Source organism: Vibrio sp. AK197, assembly GCF_053903115.1.
In genome coordinates this window covers 1,947,832-1,963,380 of sequence record NZ_CP096430.1, presented here as the reverse complement: position 1 = coordinate 1,963,380, position 15,549 = coordinate 1,947,832, and the positions used below count along the sequence as shown (strand labels likewise).

Sequence of the window (15,549 nt, the reverse complement as noted above, 5' to 3'; positions counted from 1 at the left end):
CCATCTCTCCTTTTTATTTTTTATGGAGCGGTATCAAGTTGATGGACATTTAGGCAAAGATTAAACACTTTTGGTCGCGTCAATATCGTCTATCGTGTCATATACTTTTCCCAGATTCGTGACAAACGTAGCGATGACATCCATGAATGGTAGTACCGATTAATAACCGAATATAAGAGGTGTGTATGAGTACAGAACTAGCAAATAAAGTCGTCATTATTACTGGTGCGAGCAGCGGAATTGGTGAAGCGACCACTCGTCTTTTGGCTGAAGGTGGCGCAAAGCTAGTGATCGGTGCAAGACGAGAAGAAAAACTCAAAGCGCTTGCCGACTCACTGCCCAATGCGGAAATTTACTATCAAGCTACGGATGTCACAGACCAAAAGCAAGTTGAAAGCCTTGCACAGTTAGCGCTGGATAAGTTTGGACGCATTGATGTGATTTACAACAACGCGGGTATTATGCCAACCGCGAATCTGAGTGAATTGCATCACAGCGAATGGAAAGAGATGCTGGATATTAACATCATGGGGGTACTAAATGGCATTGCTGCTGTTCTCCCAACCATGAAAGCGCAAAAATCTGGCCATATCATTACCACTGACTCAGTGGCGGGCCATGTTGTTTATCCAGGCTCTGCGGTTTACTGCGGAACTAAATTTGCTGTGCGCGCCATCATGGAAGGCCTTCGCCAAGAAGAGCGTGAAAGTAATATTCGCTCGACGATTGTTTCGCCAGGATTGGTGGATACAGAGCTCTACACCACCATCAGTGATAAAGAGTTTGGCTCACAATTACGTGACGCGGCTAAAATTCCCGGTGTTGGACTCAAACCGGAAGATATTGCGAATGCTGTGGCTTACGCAATTGGTGTTCCTGATACGGTTGCAGTCAGTGAGATTTTGATTCGTCCAACCAACCAAGTGGTGTAATTTAAAGCTGGTTAAATTAGTAAAAAGCCGCTCAGTTGAGCGGCTTTTTTTATTGGCCTGAGAGCGCATTATTCCCCTTCTGGGAAATCAGCGCCGATACTGACATCACGCCACTGCTCAAAGTTTTGACGTTTTTCATCAAGATTCGCTAACGCATTGTTATACGCCGCTTTACCCAGCAGCAATCTCAGTGGTGGCTCTTGCGACTGAGCGATCTGAATAATCGCTTTCGCAGCACGCACGGGGTCTCCTGCTTGATGGCCTGAACCCGCTTGAATTCCACGTCTTAGTTTGCCAGCCGTTTCGGCATAATCGTCAATTTCGGTTTGTGATTCGATCACTGAACGTCCTGCCCAATCGGTTCTAAAGCCACTAGGTTCAATGATAGAAACGTGAACGCCAAGTGGCGCTACTTCTTTAGACAGTGCTTCGGAAATGGCCTCAACCGCAAATTTACTGGCGTTGTAATACCCAAGGGCAGGGTAGGCGACTAATCCGCCAATCGATGAGAAGTTAATGATGTGACCACTTCTGCGTTCACGCATCGATGGCAGTACTTCACGAATGAGCGCGGTCAAGCCAAATACGTTGGTTTCAAACTGCCTACGAATTTCCGCATCTTCGCCTTCCTCAATCGCAGAAAAGTACCCATAACCGGCATTGTTGACCAGCACATCGATATGACCAAATTTTTCAAGCGCGGCGTTAACGCCCTCGGTAATTTGGCTTGATTCATTGACATCTAATGCCAGCGCTAATGCGTTGTTTGGATATGCCGAGACAAGATCTGTAAGGCTGTCCGCATTACGAGCGGTGACGATGGCATTCCAACCCAGTGCGAGAATTTGCTGGGCAAGTTCGCGACCAAAGCCTGTTGAGCAGCCCGTGATAAACCAAACTGGAGTTTTGTCTGTCATGATATTTCCTTGATTTTTTACTTTCGAAGAGTGACTTACCTTTGCGTAGTAAGTCTCTGAGTGCACGACGCAACACAATGTTTGCGTCGTACTCTGTCGGGTTACGCTTGTTGCATGTCGATGACAAAGCGGAATTGAATATCTTTATCCTGAACGCGGCGCCAGGCTTCGTCAATTTCACTGGGTTTAATGATTTCGACATCAGGAAGAACGTTGTGTTGTGCACAGTAGTTGACGACTTCTTGCGTTTCTTTCATGCCACCAATCATTGACCCAGCAATGCTATGACGATTAAAGCCCATCATCATGCCATTCAAACCATCAATGGTGCCGAGTTGGCCGACATTGACAAAAGTAGCATCGAGTTTCATCAGATTGAGCAGAGGTTGCATGCTAAAGGGATAGGGAATGGTTGAGATCATCATATCCATTGACGCCGTTAAGCCGCGAAGCGCGTTATTATCTGTCCAAAGCACGGGCTCTGCGCCCATGGCGCGAATGGCTTCAAATTTGTTACGCGAGGTGGTCAGTGCGGTCACTTTTGCGCCGCGAGCAATGGCCAGCTTAACGGCCATATGACCCAAACCGCCAATCCCCACGACGCCAATATGTTGGTTTTTCTCAAGTGACCAATGCTGCATAGGTGAGAACGTGGTGATACCAGCACACATGATGGGGGCAACACGTGAGATGTCCATGGATGTCGGCACATTGACGACAAAATGCTCACGAACCACCACCTGCTTTGAATAGCCACCAAAGGTGTAGCCACCGGAAATTTTGTCTTCTGAACCGTAAGTGAAGGTGGTGCCATTAAGGCAGTTTTGTTCGCGGTCTGCAAGGCAGTTAGCACATTCGCCGCAAGAGTTAACCATGCAACCGACGCCGCCAATGTCCCCCACTTTAAAGCGAGTGACTTGTGAACCGATGGCGACCACACGGCCGACAATTTCATGGCCGGGTACGCATGGATATTGCGGTGCGCCCCAGTCTCCGTGCACGGTGTGAATATCAGAATGACAGATGCCAGCATAGAGTATCTCGAGTGAGACATCTGTCGGGCCTACCGCGCGGCGCGGAATCATGATTGATTTGAAAGCAGAGTTAGGGCCTGACGCCGCCCACGCTTGGCTATCACGTGCCGCCATATTTGGCGCAGCATTGGTTTGAGCCATGCTCGAAAAACTGATGAAAGAGGGCGTTAGGGCAGCCGCGGCACTGATAGCGCTGCCGCCGAGCAATAGGTGACGACGTTTAGTATCAACGTCAGCGTCAGGATGAGGTGCTTGGGAGTGAGAAGAACGGCATTTATGACACATCAGAATATCCCCTTGTAGTGTGTGAACATACGACATACTTAACCAAACGGTGGGTTGTGAGGTCAGTCCTTTACACTCACCTCATCGTATTCATTTTGTCTATAATTGGCGGATTTTCTCTAGTCTAAAACTCTCTAATATTTGCCTTATCCTACAGTTTTAATGCGTTTTTGTGGTTGATCTATAAACAAGTGTTTGAGGCTGATTGTTATTGTTTTACTTTTATATCAATGCACTAATATGATTTTTCTATTTATTTTCATTTGACTGATTGTGCAAAGATTTGGCTGACTTTACGAGGGTGGATTTACACAATTAGCAGCACTCTTGCTCAATTTGATACAGCAGATCCAAGGCGTTTTGATCCTCACATTCACGAAAATATTCGTAGAGCATATTGAGTTGATTCCCAACAAAATTGAGATTGTCGCGTTGCATATTGGCTTGCTCTTGGCGTTTGTTTTCAAAGTAGCTGTGCCACTGGGCGTGCCCGTGGTTCGCCGTCAAATGATGTTCAAGCATAGACACCAGTAAGTTGGCGTTGTTATCGCAGTCAATGTTGCAAAACGAGATGTAGCGGTCAGGCTCTGACATAAAGCAACTCCTTCATTGTTAAAAAGAAATAAGTCAAAGAGGCGAGCAATATCTGTACCAATCGAGCACCGCGGTTTTCCGTGGCGATTGTCGCGTTATCGACCTCAATTTCAGACAAATTGACGGGATTGTCGTAATGTTAACAATGAAAAACAACAAAGTGGCTCAGTGGGAACTCTGTGCTGCGGTGGTATTTCCCTTCCAACGTGAGTGAACGGCGATGAATGTAAAATCTCGACGTTATCTATGCATCGGTGTTGCGAGCTTATTGCTCAGCTCGTTTATCTCCGGCTGTGACCAAGGCGGCTCTGAACAAGCGCTGGGTGTTGTTGAGCGTGAGCGCATTACGCTAACCGCGACGGCGAACGAGCTGATCGCGGCTCTGCCTATCGCCGAAGGCAGTGAAATAAAGCAAGGGCAAATACTGGTGCAGTTAAACCAAGCAAATCAACAAGCGGTGGTGGCAAAGGTGTCGGCGCAGCGAGATGAGGCGCAAGCCGCGCTCAGTAAATTACTCAACGGCGAGCGCCCAGAAGACATCGAGCAAGCCAAAGCCAACTTAACCAACGCCCAAGCGCTGCTGACGGATGCCAGTAAGCAATATCAGCGGTTGAAAGAGCTGGTCAGTCGTAAACTGGCCTCACCTGCCGACTTGGATAACGCACTCGCGCAGCGAGACGCCGCTCAGGCAACATATAACGCCGCGCAGCAAAATTGGAAAAAGCTCACCCAAGGTTATCGCCAAGAAGACATTGATGTTGCTAAAGCAAAATTACAAGCCGCATCTGAAGAACTCAAGCTTCAGCAGCAAAAGCTCTCCGAGCTAACTGTGATTGCAACGCGAGATGGCATCTTGGACTCTCTGCCTTATCATGTTGGCGAAAGAGTTGCCACCCATGCGGTGGTGGCCATTTTGCAAGCCAATAGTGTGCCTTATGCCAGGGTTTATATTGCCGAACCTTATATCGCCACGTTAGAGGTGGGGAGTGAAGTGAATGTTCACGTAGACGGACTCGATACTGAGCTAAAAGGTATTGTGCGCTGGATATCTGTGGAGCCGGCGTTTACCCCTTACAGCAGTATGAGTGAGCAAGACCGTTCAAGATTGGTGTACCTCACTGAAATCGATTTACCTGATGCGCCAGCAAGGCTTCCTGCAGGGATTCCGGTGCAAGTGGATCTGGAGTAATGTCATGGCCACTATCGCTATTTCTGCTCAGGGTTTGACCAAGGCATTTGGTGAATTTACCGCGATTGATAACATCAACTTAGCGGTTGAAAAAGGCACGATCTACGGCTTTCTTGGCCCAAATGGCTGTGGTAAATCGACCACGATACGCACCTTAACTGGGTTGTTAACGCCAAGTTCCGGGCGCGTTGACGTGCTTGGGTTATCCATGCCGCAACAAGCGGATAAATTGCGTCTGCGTATTGGCTACATGACGCAAAAGTTTTCACTGTACGATGATTTAACCGTGGCAGAAAACTTGGCGTTTATAGGGACTATCTACGGGCTGACAGGTAAGCAACTTAACCAGCGTTGCCGACAGCAGCTAGAGACGTACTCACTCACTTCGCTAAGCAAGCGCTTGGTTCGAGGGCTTAGTGGTGGGCAGAAACAGCGTTTATCGCTCGCAGCGGCAACGATTCATCAGCCTGAATTACTGTTTTTGGATGAGCCAACCTCCGCCGTTGACCCAGAAAATCGTCGTGACTTCTGGGAAAAACTGTTTGATCTTTGCGAACACGGTACGACGATACTGGTCACCACGCACTACATGGATGAAGCTGAGCGTTGTCATCGGCTAGCCATAATGGAAGCGGGGCAACTGCGCGCTGATGACACACCGCAAAACCTGATGGCGAACATGGGCGTCAACATTGTGGAAATTAAAGCACTGCGGCTGCGCCAATTGAAAGCGAAGCTGGTTGGCTATAAGCAAGTGCGGTCTGCGGCGCAATTAGGGGTGAGGCTGAGAGTTCTTATCTATCAATCCGTCGCGGAGCCTGTGATATGGCTACGTCAGCAGTGTCCGGAGCTTCAACACGCAGAGCTTGAAGTGGTGAGGCCGACACTGGAAGATGTGTTTGTGAGTGTGACCGGAGAGCATCGGCCATGAGCACGTTCTCTCGTATTGGCGCGATTGTGTTTAAAGAAGTTCGTCAATTGTCACGCGACCGTTTGACGTTTGCAATGATCGTGATGATCCCCTTGGTTCAGCTGCTGTTATTTGGTTATGCAATCAATACCGATGTACGCGATATTCCGGTGGGGTTAGTGGACCAGAGTCAAACCCAAAATAGTCGCTGGCTGACGCAAGCTGTGCGCGCATCTCAAGTCGTCAGTTTCGAGGCGATTTATCCCACCCCACAACAAGCAAAACAAGCAATCCAAACGGGCGAAATTCGGGCTGCGATGGTGATTCCTCACGATCTCAATCAGCGGTTAGAGCAGGGAAGGGTTTTGGCTCAGTGGCTGGTGGACGGTTCGGATAGTGTGATTGGCTCGACAATCATGAAGCTACAGCGCATGCCATTTACGCCGTTTGATAAGCTTGCCAATGCCAGCCGGGAGAGTTCGCTTTTGAGTGCTCATGGCACACAACCTATCTTTGATATTGCCTTGTTTTATAACCCCAGTCGACGTTCGGCGGTGAATATTGTTCCCGGTCTGCTAGGGGTGATTCTCACCATGACGATGGTTCTGTTTACCAGTATTGCGATTGTCCGTGAGCGCGAGCGTGGCAATTTGGAGCTTTTGATTACCACCCCGATTCATCCCATTGAATTGATGGTGGGAAAAATCATTCCCTATATTTTCGTTGGTTTGATTCAAGTGGTACTGGTCTTGGGGCTGGGACATTTTGTGTTTTCGGTCCCGATTAATGGCTCGCTGTTTCAGGTATTTATTGGATCTTTACTGTTTATCTCTGCCAGCCTCAGCTTAGGGTTAATTATCTCAACCTTGGCACAAAGCCAACTCCAAGCCATGCAGATGACGGTGTTTATCTTACTGCCTTCAATTTTACTTTCTGGATTTATGTTTCCGTATGAAGGCATGCCACGAGCCGCGCAGTGGATAGCAGAAGTATTGCCTGCGACGCACTTCATGCGGCTGATACGTGGCATTGTGCTGCGTAGCGCCAATGTCGTTGAACTTTGGCCTGATAGCCTATGGCTACTGGTGTTTACTCTGGTTGGAATTATTATTGCCGCGCTGCGATTTAAAAAATCACTCGACTAACCACCCTAGTGTATTGCGCTGAGCGTTATGACGCTTCTAGTGCTTGCCTTTGTTCAAGTTGAGCGCTCAGCTGCGCCCATTGTTGGCAGGCGTCATAGCAGGCTTGTGCCATTTGTGGAATCTCTTCGTAGGCTTTTGGCAGCCGGTCCTCCACTAAATCATGGAGCTCACCAGCGTGTTCTGAGGCAATACGTTTTGCGCGTTTTACTTGCTTTTTTAAGGTTTCAATATCCATCTCTTCCATCATGGTTTCCTTTAGTTTGGTGACTTGGTGGTGTGTGGTTTATTTATGTTAAGCCACTAAGGCGTCATCAAATTTTATACCGCGGTAACTGTTTGAATTAGAAAAGGTATGAAAGGGTGTCACCGTCTAAAGGCGACAAATTGTTCGTCAGCTTGTCATTAACGCGACAAGTTAAGTGACATAAAAGCCGCCAAATGGCGGCTTTTGAAGCGAGGGAATAGGCTTTTTAAAACACTTTGGTTATAGCACGGTGAGCACTTGCTCACGAGCAAGGCGTGATTTCGGTAGCTTTGCATTGTAGTCTTCATCTGAATGATGATACCCCATTGCTAGCGCGACATCGCACACATAGCCATTCAGTTCTTTGTCAAAAATCTTACTCACCATGTCTGAATCAATCCCTTCCATGGTGGTGGAGTCGATACCAAGACGTGCCAGCGTATGCAGTGTATTACCCAGAGCAAGGTAAGTTTGCGCTTTAGTCCACTTGCTGGTGTTCCCTTGTTCGTCGGTGTTGAGTTCAGCAAAGCCAAACCCCCCAAACGCTTGCTCTCGTTCTTCGGGCTTTAATCGACCGTCTTCGATGTTTTTATCAATGACTTTGGCATAATCTTCGCGTTGATAAGCCGGATTATGAGCAAACAGCACAATGTGTGATGCCTCTAGCGCATGCTTTTGATTAAATTGAAATTTATGCGCAAAGGTTTCATGCATGCGTTGTTTCGCCTCATCGCTTTCTAGCACGATAAACTTCCAAGGTTGTGAGTTAATGGAAGAAGCAGAAAGACGCAGCGCTTCATAGATCACATCAAGATCTTGCTGAGGGATACGCTTAGAAGAATCGTATTTTTTGGCGGTATAGCGTGATTCCAAATCAGCAATAATAGGATGAGTCATAGTGAAAAGTCTCCATATTTGAAGGGCTAAATAGTCATAATATGAAGAATATTAAAAGAATTACGTGAGCTGAAAAAGTGCTGTTGGTTTGAATGATTATCAAATATTATTTGATAATCATTGTGCATGAAATGCTTAAGGCCACGTTTTTACGGGATTAACGCGACTGTGTACGCTTAATTGTCAAATAAAGTTAGATAATATGTTGATTGAAGATTTACAGGTGGTATTGAAAGTCGCGGAATTTGGCAATATTACGGCTGCCGCGAATCATCTCGAGATGCGCAGTGCCACCGCGAGTGCTGCGGTTAAACGTGTTGAAAGTGCATTAGGCGTCGAGTTGTTTGTGCGTACCACCCGCCATTTGCGCCTATCTAGCGCGGGTGAGCGCTACCTTCCCCAATGCGAACAAGCACTATTGCTGCTTGAACAGGCGAAACTTAGCGTAAGCCATAAGCAGCATACGATTGAAGGGGATTTACGAATTGCTCTCTCTTCTGACCTTGGGCGAAACCATGTGGCATGGTGGCTAGATGAAATCATGGAGCGTTACCCCAATTTGAGTTTACGCGCTCATATTAGTGACCGGAACGTGGACTTTTATCGTGATTCAATTGATATCGCACTGCGCTATGGTTCACCCAATGACAGCAATTTGTATGGTTTCAAGGTATGCGATGTGCCGCGAGTCGTCTGCGCTTCACCAGAATATGTTGAGCGCTGCGGTGCCCCTGAGCATCCTTCTCAACTCGGGTCACACAATGGCCTCTTGTATCAATTGTACGATGGTGTGCATGATGTTTGGGATTTTTATAACGCTGAGCAAGAGTTTAAAGTGAAAATGAGCAGCAATCGTGTCTCCAACGATGCCGATTTAGTTCGACGCTGGTGCGTTGCTGGCAAAGGCATTGCCAGCAAATCTATTCTCGATATGTCGACAGATTTACTCTCAGGCAATGTGGTGGCATTGATGCCAAACTACCCACATCGAGCGACGGAGCTTTGGCTGGTCTGTCCAAGTCGTCAATCGATCACGCCGACAGTGCGTTTGTTGCGTGATACCTTTCGTCAGAAAACGCAGGCGATTTTAACCGACTTGGTTGAAAAAGGAGTGTTGAGCAGCCAATGTTTGCCCATGACGACGCGCAGTGAGGGGAGAGCAGAGTAAGCTTATTCGACGTTAGAGTTTGGGGAGGTTTCGCTGGTGTCCTCTGACGCTTGTTTCTGTGCTTCCTCAAGCGCCATCTTTTCTCGCTCCGCTTTTGAGATATAACGAGGCTTATTGCTGGTATGCAATTTGGCGTTCTGCTTTTTTTGTTTTGACTTTAAAATCTGATTAATTCTTTTTTTACGGTTCATCAGTGATGCTCTTGGGACGTGAAGAGCGGCGAGAATAGCCGTTTTTATCGGCGGTGACAAATATTTGCGCGAACGGGACGAGTGGACAAAAACGCAGCGCCAACAACATTCGATGGCATTTTGTTACCGCGTTTTATTTTGTCTCGGGTTATACTCACCACAGAATTCACCAAAGCGAAGGTAATGAATGACTTCTTCAAATGATGCGCCAATCTCGGTAGCAAAAGACCCAAGTGAACGTTTTAACCAGTTTTTCAGCTCGGCGGCCTCATCAAGACAAATTTGGTTGTTGATTGATGAGCACGGGAGCGTACTGCTGAGTGCTGAAGATGAAGATTGTGTGCCAGTTTGGCCTTCAGAGCAGCATGCGCTGCTGTGGGCAACAGGAGAGTGGGAAGGATTTACCGCTGAGCCAATCTCGACCGCAAAGTGGAAAAGTCGCTGGACGGCGGGCTTAGAAGAGGACGAACTGTCGATTATCGTCTATCCCGATGAAAATGGGGAAGGGATTGTGCTTTACCCAGAAGAATTTGAATTTGAACTGGTAAAGCGCGAAAACAAGCAGCGCTAACCCATAACCAAGCGAAAGAAAGCCCCGAATGTTCGGGGCTTTTTCATGGGTTACTCGCTATCTGCCAACCATTGAGCCACTTGTTTGGCATAGTAAGTGACAATGACTTCCGCGCCAGCACGCTTAAAGCCAGTCATGGTTTCAAACACGACTTTCTGTTCGTCTAATGCACCGGCCAATGCCGCGAATTTGATGCCAGCGTATTCACCACCGACTTGGTATGCCGCTAAAGGAAGATGCGTTTCACGGCGTAAATTGGCAAGTACGTCAAGGTAAGGCGTACCTGGTTTCACCATCAAAATATCCGCGCCTTCTTGTTCATCCAATAACGCCTCTTGCATCGCTTGGCGGCCATTAGCGTAATCCATCTGATAGGCTTTACGGTCGCCACTCAATTCACTGTCTACCGCCACACGAAACGGACCATAGAACGAGGAAGCATATTTCACTGAGTGCGCCAAAATCGCCACGTGCTCGTAGCCTGCCGCGTCCAACCCTTCACGAATAGCACGGACTTGGCCGTCCATCATTGCAGAAGGTGCAAGCATATCTGCTCCCGCCTTGGCTGCCGTGACGCTTTGCTTCACTAAACCTTCTAAGGTTTGATCATTGTGAACGTGCTCGCCATCGTAAATACCACAATGGCCATGAGTGGTGTATTCGCAAAAACAAATATCCGGCACCACCATCATCTCAGGACACGCTTGTTTGATGGTGCGTGTCATGCGTGCCAATAAGCCGTTTTCTTGCCAAGTGTCGCTGCCTGTTTCGTCTTTGTGATGGGAGATGCCAAAGGGCATGACAGCGCGAATGCCAAGGTTGTACAAAGCTTGAATTTCTTCTGCCAGTTCTTGTTCTGGGTAACGGCAGATACCGGGTAAGGTTGAAATAGGTTGCTGCTGGGAAATGCCTTCTTCAATAAAGATCGGATGAATCAAGTCGGCAAGTTTAAAGTCGTTTTCACGTAACATGTCGCGCATTGTTTCGCTGCGTCGTAGGCGGCGAAGACGTTTTAGGGGCGTAGTTGGAGTCATGAATGTTTGCTCTGATTAGGACTCGCAGTTTATGCGAATCGGGTGAAACACAGATGTCATCAAACCTGAGACGACACATCTTACAGCTTGTGTGAGTAACCAGATTGAAAGGCAAAACAAGAGAGCGATGTGGGGCGCTGACCATAGCAAGCTAGCGTCAGGCTTGTCGAAGACGTGTTACAGAATGAGCTTATGTGTGATGAAAATCAAGTAATTTGAGGGTTGCTTAAGATAGGAAAGGGCTCAATCGAGTGCTACAAGCAATTAAAAACTTAAAAACCGAAGAGGGCATTAAGCTCACGTTTTTATTTGAGCTAAGACGAAATTTCATCGTGATATTTTCGGTTTAATCAATGCATTCTCAATAACCAAATGGTCTGCATATGATTGTAAGTAACGTTTCTGATGGACTCATCAACGATCAAGCTAAACAAGAATGGCTTTCATACTGGCAACACTTTAGTGCGCAGCACAACAAATATTGCAGTGAAGTTAACTGCGTTGCAGAGCATGCTCATGGTGTGTTAGTGAAAACGCCCAATGATGAGCAGCAGCTGTACGTGATTCCATTATGCAAGGCGCACAGTGAAAACCTAGACAGCTCTCTTGAAATTGCCGAGGGAACTGAAGTGATACCCGCCAATCTCACATTATAATTTGTGGGTAACGCGTTGCGTGATCACAGCGCGTTACCCCATCGCTGCTATTTTTTCTTGTAGACGCGTTCCGGCCGGCCCACTCGGCCATGATGAATAACGGCGTGAACAAAGCCTTTGGCGGTTAGAAACTCAAGATAACGACGGGCCGTCGTTTTACTGATGCCGACCTCCTTACCTAAAGTGTCCGCGGTGTAAATTTCTTCACTGTCATCAAATGCTTCGGTGACTTTATCCAGCGTCAGCTCATCAATGCCTTTGGGTAATTGCTGAAGGTGCGCAGTCTTGGATTGAAAGTTAAAGAGTTCATCAACATGTCGCTGGTTGATGCTGTCGTTGGCTTTTAGTGAACTGGTGTATTTAAGATAGCGATCAAGCGAATCTGCGAGGCGATCATAAGAAATCGGTTTTAACAAATAGTCAAAGACGCCACATCTCACCCCTTCGCGCACGGTTTCCATATCATTGGCAGCAGTGATAAATATGACATCGGGCGCGCTTTTTGACGACGTAATTTCCTTTAATAAGTCGATGCCTTTGCCATCCGGCAGATAGTTATCCAACAACACCAATTTCGGTTTAAGCAGTTGAATCATTTTTTTGGCTTCCGCCACGCTTTTAGCGATGCCAATAGGGCGAAATCGCTGAGTCTGCTGCAAATAATATGAATGAAACTCGGCGATATTGTTTTCGTCTTCGACGATTAGTACGTCATAGGTTTCCATCTTTTGTACTCACGTTTGGAATAAATAAAGAAAAAATGGTTCCGGCTGGCTCTGCACTATCCACAACAATGTTTCCGCCTGCGCGGGTTACAAAGTGATGAACAAGGTAGAGGCCAATGCCATGGCCTGGCTGATCTTTGCTTGTGATCCCTTTTTCAAATAGGGATTCTGCGATTTTTTGAGGAATACCGGTTCCGTTGTCTGCCACTTCGACAATCAACTCACTCTCACCATAATCGGAGAGCAATATCGTTACCCGTTTATTGCTGTCCGGATTTTTGAGCGTAGCTTCGTAGGCATTGTCGAGCAGATTACCAACGATGGCCGCCAGTTCGTCTTCGGTAATCCGTGCTGGCGCGTGGTGTAACTGACAAAATGGATCGAATTCAAGTGTCAGCCCCAACTCATGAGCGCGAGTGTATTTACCCAGTAGCAAACCGGCGATGACCTTAGAGTTGAAGGTACGAGCAATAAAATCAATCAACTGTTGATGCGTTTCAGTTTCTTGACGAATGGCTTTCAGTGCTTGGTCGTAAGCACCAATTTGAATTAGCCCGCTGATGGTGGAAAGCTTATTGGCATATTCATGGCTAAGTACACGTAAATTATCGGTTTGTTGTCGAATGTTGTTGAGCTGATAATTGAGCGTACTTTTGTCATTTCGTGGGCGAAAACTCACGACCCATCCAATATCATGGTTGTTTTCCCAAATCCGTACTCGGGTGGCCACTAACGTTTCCCCGTTGCAGGTAATCACTTCGTGTTGACGTTCTTGAATGTCTTGGTCGCCATTGAGTTTTACACCATAGAAAAACTCACACGGTGTGATAAATTCACTCACCATTCGCCCACGCAGGTAATCTAAATGGCGGGCAATACCGAGAATACGTAAGGCTTCCTGGTTGGCCGAGAGAAAGCGTCCTTGTTTGTCGATAGCAATAATGCCTTCATACACCGCTTCTAACACCGAGTTTTGCACCCGCAGTGAGAGAGCGATCTCTTCCGGTTCCATACCATACATTTGGCTTTTTATATGACGAGAAAACGCCCAAGCGCCGAGTGTTGAGCAGCCTAATATGATCAAAAGCGCAAAGAAGAACGGATAAGAGTAAAGGAGTAACCAAGTGCTGACGGTATCCAACAGATAACCGATGGAGACGACGCCAATAATTTCTCCTTGCAGTGAAACCACCGGTGATTTACCTCGAATGGCTAATCCAAGGCTTCCTTTTCGAATCGAATAGTAATGCTCCCCCAATTCTAATGCTCGGGCGTTATCTCCCCCTTGCATCGGATAGCCGACTTTTTGTGGGTCTGGATGCGCAAGACGAATGCCTTGGTCATCACCCACAACAATGAAGTCAGCGTCAGAAATTTTCTGCAGGCGAGCGATTTGTTTTTCCACTTTGGCGTCATTATGTTCGGTAATCGCGGTGATTAATTGCGGATCACTGGCGATTTCCCGTGCCTGAATGACCGCTCTTGTGCTGACTTGATGAGTCAATGTGTTGGATAAAATGTAGTGAAAGTAAGCAGCAATCAATAGCAATTGAATACTCACCACGACAAACAACAGCGCCCAAACGCGCTGGCGAAATGTCATGTTGCGACAGAAATGGTGATAAAAGGCTCGTTTCGGCATGTGATCTTCGTAGCAAAGTGTGAACGATGAATTTATGAAACTAAAGGAGGAAGAGAACTGATCTCGATCTAGTGGAGCTAACATTTGTCAGTCTCTTCCTACAAATCGTTTAACCGATCACATATTTGATCATGACACCCGCGGCGACAGCAGAACCAATCACGCCTGCAACGTTAGGCCCCATGGCGTGCATGAGCAAAAAGTTTTGCGCATTGGCTTCAAGACCTACTTTGTTGGAGACGCGCGCTGCCATCGGAACGGCAGAAACCCCCGCCGAACCAATCAATGGATTCACTTGCTCAGACGTAAAACGGTTAAGCAGCTTCGCCATCAATATCCCGGCGGTGGTCCCGATACAAAATGCCACGATGCCCAATGCCAAAATGCCAATGGTTTCTGCTTGCAGAAATTTATCGGCCATCAGTTTTGAACCCACAGAGAGACCAAGGAAAATTGTCACGATATTGATGAGTGCGTTTTGTGCTGTGTCAGACAAACGCTCAACAACACCACATTGGCGCATCAGGTTACCAAAACAGAACATGCCAAGCAGTGGCGTGGCTGAAGGTAATAACAGAGCGATAAGCACCAATAGCAGCAGTGGGAAGCAGACTTTTTCTAGCTTGCCGACTTTACGCAGTTGCTGCATGGTGATTTGGCGCTCAGCAGGCGTGGTTAACGCGCGCATAATAGGTGGCTGAATCAGTGGCACCAGCGCCATATAGGAGTAGGCCGCTACGGCAATAGCACCTAGCAACTCGGGCGCCAGTAGGCTAGATACGTAAATCGCCGTTGGGCCATCGGCGCCGCCGATAATACCGACCGCAGCGGCTTGAGCAACGCTAAAGTCCATCATGCCGATACTACTCAAACCCAGAGCGCCCAGTACCGTAGCAAAGATACCAAATTGCGCGGCGGCGCCAAGCAGAAGGGTTTTCGGGTTGGCAAGTAGAGGACCAAAGTCCGTCATTGCCCCGACACCCATGAAGATCACCAACGGCCCGACACCGGAAGCAATAGCGACGCTGTAGAAGGTATATAACATTCCATCAGAGTACTGATATTCCTCGGCTAATAGATGAACATTGGTTAGTTCGGTGGGAGTTGCGGTTGCGAGGGCGGCTTTGACTTCGCTTGCAGACTCAGCGGTAATATTCAGTGCTGAAGCAAAAGCGGACATCACGTCCGGTTTCGCGGCATGCAGCGCATTTTCGACGGCCGACATCGCCAAACCAGCGTCCGGTAAGTTGGCAAGAATGCCACCAAAGCCAATTGGCACCAATAGCAAGGGTTCAAATTGTTTGACGATGGCCAAATACAACAATAATAAGCCGACAATGATCATTACGGCTTGTCCCAATTCCAAATGGAACAGACCGAAGTCATTGATCAGAGCATAAACTTTTTCCATGGTT

General features: G+C 47.5%; 17 protein-coding genes. 7 read left to right on the top strand and 10 right to left on the bottom strand.

Features of this window, described 5'->3' with window-relative positions:
* Positions 1–185: 185 nt before the first annotated feature.
* Positions 186–932: an SDR family oxidoreductase gene (locus M1D72_RS16240; protein WP_390189415.1), complete on the top strand. Its 747-nt coding sequence runs from the start codon at positions 186–188 to the stop codon at positions 930–932.
* A 68-nt stretch (positions 933–1,000) separates the two neighbouring features.
* Here the strand turns inward: M1D72_RS16240 and M1D72_RS16235 are convergent, their stop codons facing one another.
* The 3 genes from M1D72_RS16235 to cowN all read right to left on the bottom strand — a co-directional run bounded on the left by M1D72_RS16235 (position 1,001) and on the right by cowN (position 3,762).
* Positions 1,001–1,849: an oxidoreductase gene (locus M1D72_RS16235; RefSeq protein WP_456295869.1), complete on the bottom strand. Its 849-nt coding sequence runs from the start codon at positions 1,847–1,849 to the stop codon at positions 1,001–1,003.
* A gap of 101 nt (positions 1,850–1,950) precedes the next feature.
* Positions 1,951–3,204: an NAD(P)-dependent alcohol dehydrogenase gene (locus M1D72_RS16230; protein WP_456295868.1), complete on the bottom strand. Its 1,254-nt coding sequence runs from the start codon at positions 3,202–3,204 to the stop codon at positions 1,951–1,953.
* Positions 3,205–3,483: 279 nt separating this feature from the next.
* Entirely contained in the window at positions 3,484–3,762 is a 279-nt protein-coding gene (gene cowN / locus M1D72_RS16225; protein ID WP_390189422.1) for a N(2)-fixation sustaining protein CowN, read from the bottom strand.
* 220 nt (positions 3,763–3,982) lie between these two features.
* On the opposite strand from cowN, the gene M1D72_RS16220 reads away from it, so the two are divergent.
* From M1D72_RS16220 to M1D72_RS16210, 3 genes are read left to right on the top strand one after another with little or no spacing between them, the layout of a single operon-like run.
* Entirely contained in the window at positions 3,983–4,951 is a 969-nt protein-coding gene (locus M1D72_RS16220; RefSeq protein ID WP_456295867.1) for an HlyD family secretion protein, read from the top strand.
* 4 nt (positions 4,952–4,955) lie between these two features.
* Entirely contained in the window at positions 4,956–5,882 is a 927-nt protein-coding gene (locus tag M1D72_RS16215) for an ABC transporter ATP-binding protein (RefSeq protein ID WP_456295866.1), read from the top strand.
* The gene (locus M1D72_RS16210; protein WP_456295865.1) at positions 5,879–7,006 is read left to right on the top strand and encodes an ABC transporter permease; all 1,128 of its coding nucleotides are present in this window, start codon (positions 5,879–5,881) and stop codon (positions 7,004–7,006) included. The genes M1D72_RS16215 and M1D72_RS16210 overlap by 4 nt, the downstream gene beginning before the upstream one ends.
* Positions 7,007–7,031: 25 nt before the next feature.
* Here M1D72_RS16210 and M1D72_RS16205 read toward each other — a convergent pair whose 3' ends face one another.
* Together M1D72_RS16205 and M1D72_RS16200 are read right to left on the bottom strand one after the other, a co-directional pair.
* Positions 7,032–7,253: a CCE_0567 family metalloprotein gene (locus M1D72_RS16205; RefSeq protein WP_390189429.1), complete on the bottom strand. Its 222-nt coding sequence runs from the start codon at positions 7,251–7,253 to the stop codon at positions 7,032–7,034.
* Between the two features lie 237 nt (positions 7,254–7,490).
* A complete protein-coding gene (locus M1D72_RS16200; RefSeq protein WP_456295864.1) occupies positions 7,491–8,147 on the bottom strand; it encodes a nitroreductase family protein in 657 nt (218 codons plus the stop codon).
* A 202-nt stretch (positions 8,148–8,349) separates the two neighbouring features.
* Between M1D72_RS16200 and M1D72_RS16195 the strand changes: the two genes are divergently transcribed.
* Positions 8,350–9,315, top strand: coding sequence for a LysR family transcriptional regulator (locus tag M1D72_RS16195; protein ID WP_456295863.1), 966 nt, complete (start codon positions 8,350–8,352; stop codon positions 9,313–9,315).
* Between the two features lie 2 nt (positions 9,316–9,317).
* On the opposite strand, the gene M1D72_RS16190 is transcribed toward M1D72_RS16195, so the two are convergent.
* Positions 9,318–9,506, bottom strand: a complete 189-nt coding sequence (locus tag M1D72_RS16190; RefSeq protein WP_390189435.1) for a DUF2986 domain-containing protein — start codon at positions 9,504–9,506, stop codon at positions 9,318–9,320.
* A gap of 187 nt (positions 9,507–9,693) precedes the next feature.
* Here M1D72_RS16190 and M1D72_RS16185 point away from each other — a divergent pair, with 187 nt between their 5' ends.
* Positions 9,694–10,077 carry a DUF2750 domain-containing protein gene (locus M1D72_RS16185; RefSeq protein WP_456295862.1) on the top strand — a complete coding sequence of 128 codons (384 nt, stop codon included), beginning with the start codon at positions 9,694–9,696 and terminating at the stop codon, positions 10,075–10,077.
* A gap of 50 nt (positions 10,078–10,127) precedes the next feature.
* Here the strand turns inward: M1D72_RS16185 and hemB are convergent, their stop codons facing one another.
* Complete coding sequence (gene hemB / locus M1D72_RS16180; RefSeq protein WP_456295861.1) at positions 10,128–11,111, bottom strand: porphobilinogen synthase; 984 nt, start codon at positions 11,109–11,111, stop codon at positions 10,128–10,130.
* 383 nt (positions 11,112–11,494) lie between these two features.
* On the opposite strand from hemB, the gene M1D72_RS16175 reads away from it, so the two are divergent.
* Entirely contained in the window at positions 11,495–11,767 is a 273-nt protein-coding gene (locus M1D72_RS16175) for a hypothetical protein (RefSeq protein ID WP_456295860.1), read from the top strand.
* A gap of 47 nt (positions 11,768–11,814) precedes the next feature.
* Here the strand turns inward: M1D72_RS16175 and M1D72_RS16170 are convergent, their stop codons facing one another.
* The 3 genes from M1D72_RS16170 to M1D72_RS16160 all read right to left on the bottom strand — a co-directional run bounded on the left by M1D72_RS16170 (position 11,815) and on the right by M1D72_RS16160 (position 15,545).
* Positions 11,815–12,492, bottom strand: a complete 678-nt coding sequence (locus M1D72_RS16170; RefSeq protein WP_456295859.1) for a response regulator — start codon at positions 12,490–12,492, stop codon at positions 11,815–11,817.
* A complete protein-coding gene (locus M1D72_RS16165; RefSeq protein ID WP_456295858.1) occupies positions 12,479–14,134 on the bottom strand; it encodes an ATP-binding protein in 1,656 nt (551 codons plus the stop codon). Before M1D72_RS16165 ends, M1D72_RS16170 begins: the two co-directional genes overlap by 14 nt.
* A 109-nt stretch (positions 14,135–14,243) precedes the next feature.
* Positions 14,244–15,545, bottom strand: a complete 1,302-nt coding sequence (locus tag M1D72_RS16160) for a sodium ion-translocating decarboxylase subunit beta (protein ID WP_456295857.1) — start codon at positions 15,543–15,545, stop codon at positions 14,244–14,246.
* Positions 15,546–15,549: the final 4 nt, after the last annotated feature.

What these genes read in the sequence shown, in the direction of transcription:
- M1D72_RS16195 (WP_456295863.1), top strand. Translation starts at nt 8,350, where the DNA reads ATGTTGATTGAAGATTTACAGGTGGTATTGAAAGTCGCGGAATTTGGC.
- M1D72_RS16210 (WP_456295865.1), top strand. Translation starts at nt 5,879, where the DNA reads ATGAGCACGTTCTCTCGTATTGGCGCGATTGTGTTTAAAGAAGTTCGT.
- M1D72_RS16160 (WP_456295857.1), bottom strand. Translation starts at nt 15,545, where the DNA reads ATGGAAAAAGTTTATGCTCTGATCAATGACTTCGGTCTGTTCCATTTG.
- M1D72_RS16175 (WP_456295860.1), top strand. Translation starts at nt 11,495, where the DNA reads ATGATTGTAAGTAACGTTTCTGATGGACTCATCAACGATCAAGCTAAA.
- cowN (WP_390189422.1), bottom strand. Translation starts at nt 3,762, where the DNA reads ATGTCAGAGCCTGACCGCTACATCTCGTTTTGCAACATTGACTGCGAT.
- M1D72_RS16185 (WP_456295862.1), top strand. Translation starts at nt 9,694, where the DNA reads ATGACTTCTTCAAATGATGCGCCAATCTCGGTAGCAAAAGACCCAAGT.
- M1D72_RS16230 (WP_456295868.1), bottom strand. Translation starts at nt 3,204, where the DNA reads ATGTCGTATGTTCACACACTACAAGGGGATATTCTGATGTGTCATAAA.
- M1D72_RS16215 (WP_456295866.1), top strand. Translation starts at nt 4,956, where the DNA reads ATGGCCACTATCGCTATTTCTGCTCAGGGTTTGACCAAGGCATTTGGT.
- M1D72_RS16220 (WP_456295867.1), top strand. Translation starts at nt 3,983, where the DNA reads ATGAATGTAAAATCTCGACGTTATCTATGCATCGGTGTTGCGAGCTTA.
- M1D72_RS16165 (WP_456295858.1), bottom strand. Translation starts at nt 14,134, where the DNA reads ATGCCGAAACGAGCCTTTTATCACCATTTCTGTCGCAACATGACATTT.
- hemB (WP_456295861.1), bottom strand. Translation starts at nt 11,111, where the DNA reads ATGACTCCAACTACGCCCCTAAAACGTCTTCGCCGCCTACGACGCAGC.
- M1D72_RS16170 (WP_456295859.1), bottom strand. Translation starts at nt 12,492, where the DNA reads ATGGAAACCTATGACGTACTAATCGTCGAAGACGAAAACAATATCGCC.
- M1D72_RS16240 (WP_390189415.1), top strand. Translation starts at nt 186, where the DNA reads ATGAGTACAGAACTAGCAAATAAAGTCGTCATTATTACTGGTGCGAGC.
- M1D72_RS16235 (WP_456295869.1), bottom strand. Translation starts at nt 1,849, where the DNA reads ATGACAGACAAAACTCCAGTTTGGTTTATCACGGGCTGCTCAACAGGC.
- M1D72_RS16200 (WP_456295864.1), bottom strand. Translation starts at nt 8,147, where the DNA reads ATGACTCATCCTATTATTGCTGATTTGGAATCACGCTATACCGCCAAA.
- M1D72_RS16190 (WP_390189435.1), bottom strand. Translation starts at nt 9,506, where the DNA reads ATGAACCGTAAAAAAAGAATTAATCAGATTTTAAAGTCAAAACAAAAA.
- M1D72_RS16205 (WP_390189429.1), bottom strand. Translation starts at nt 7,253, where the DNA reads ATGATGGAAGAGATGGATATTGAAACCTTAAAAAAGCAAGTAAAACGC.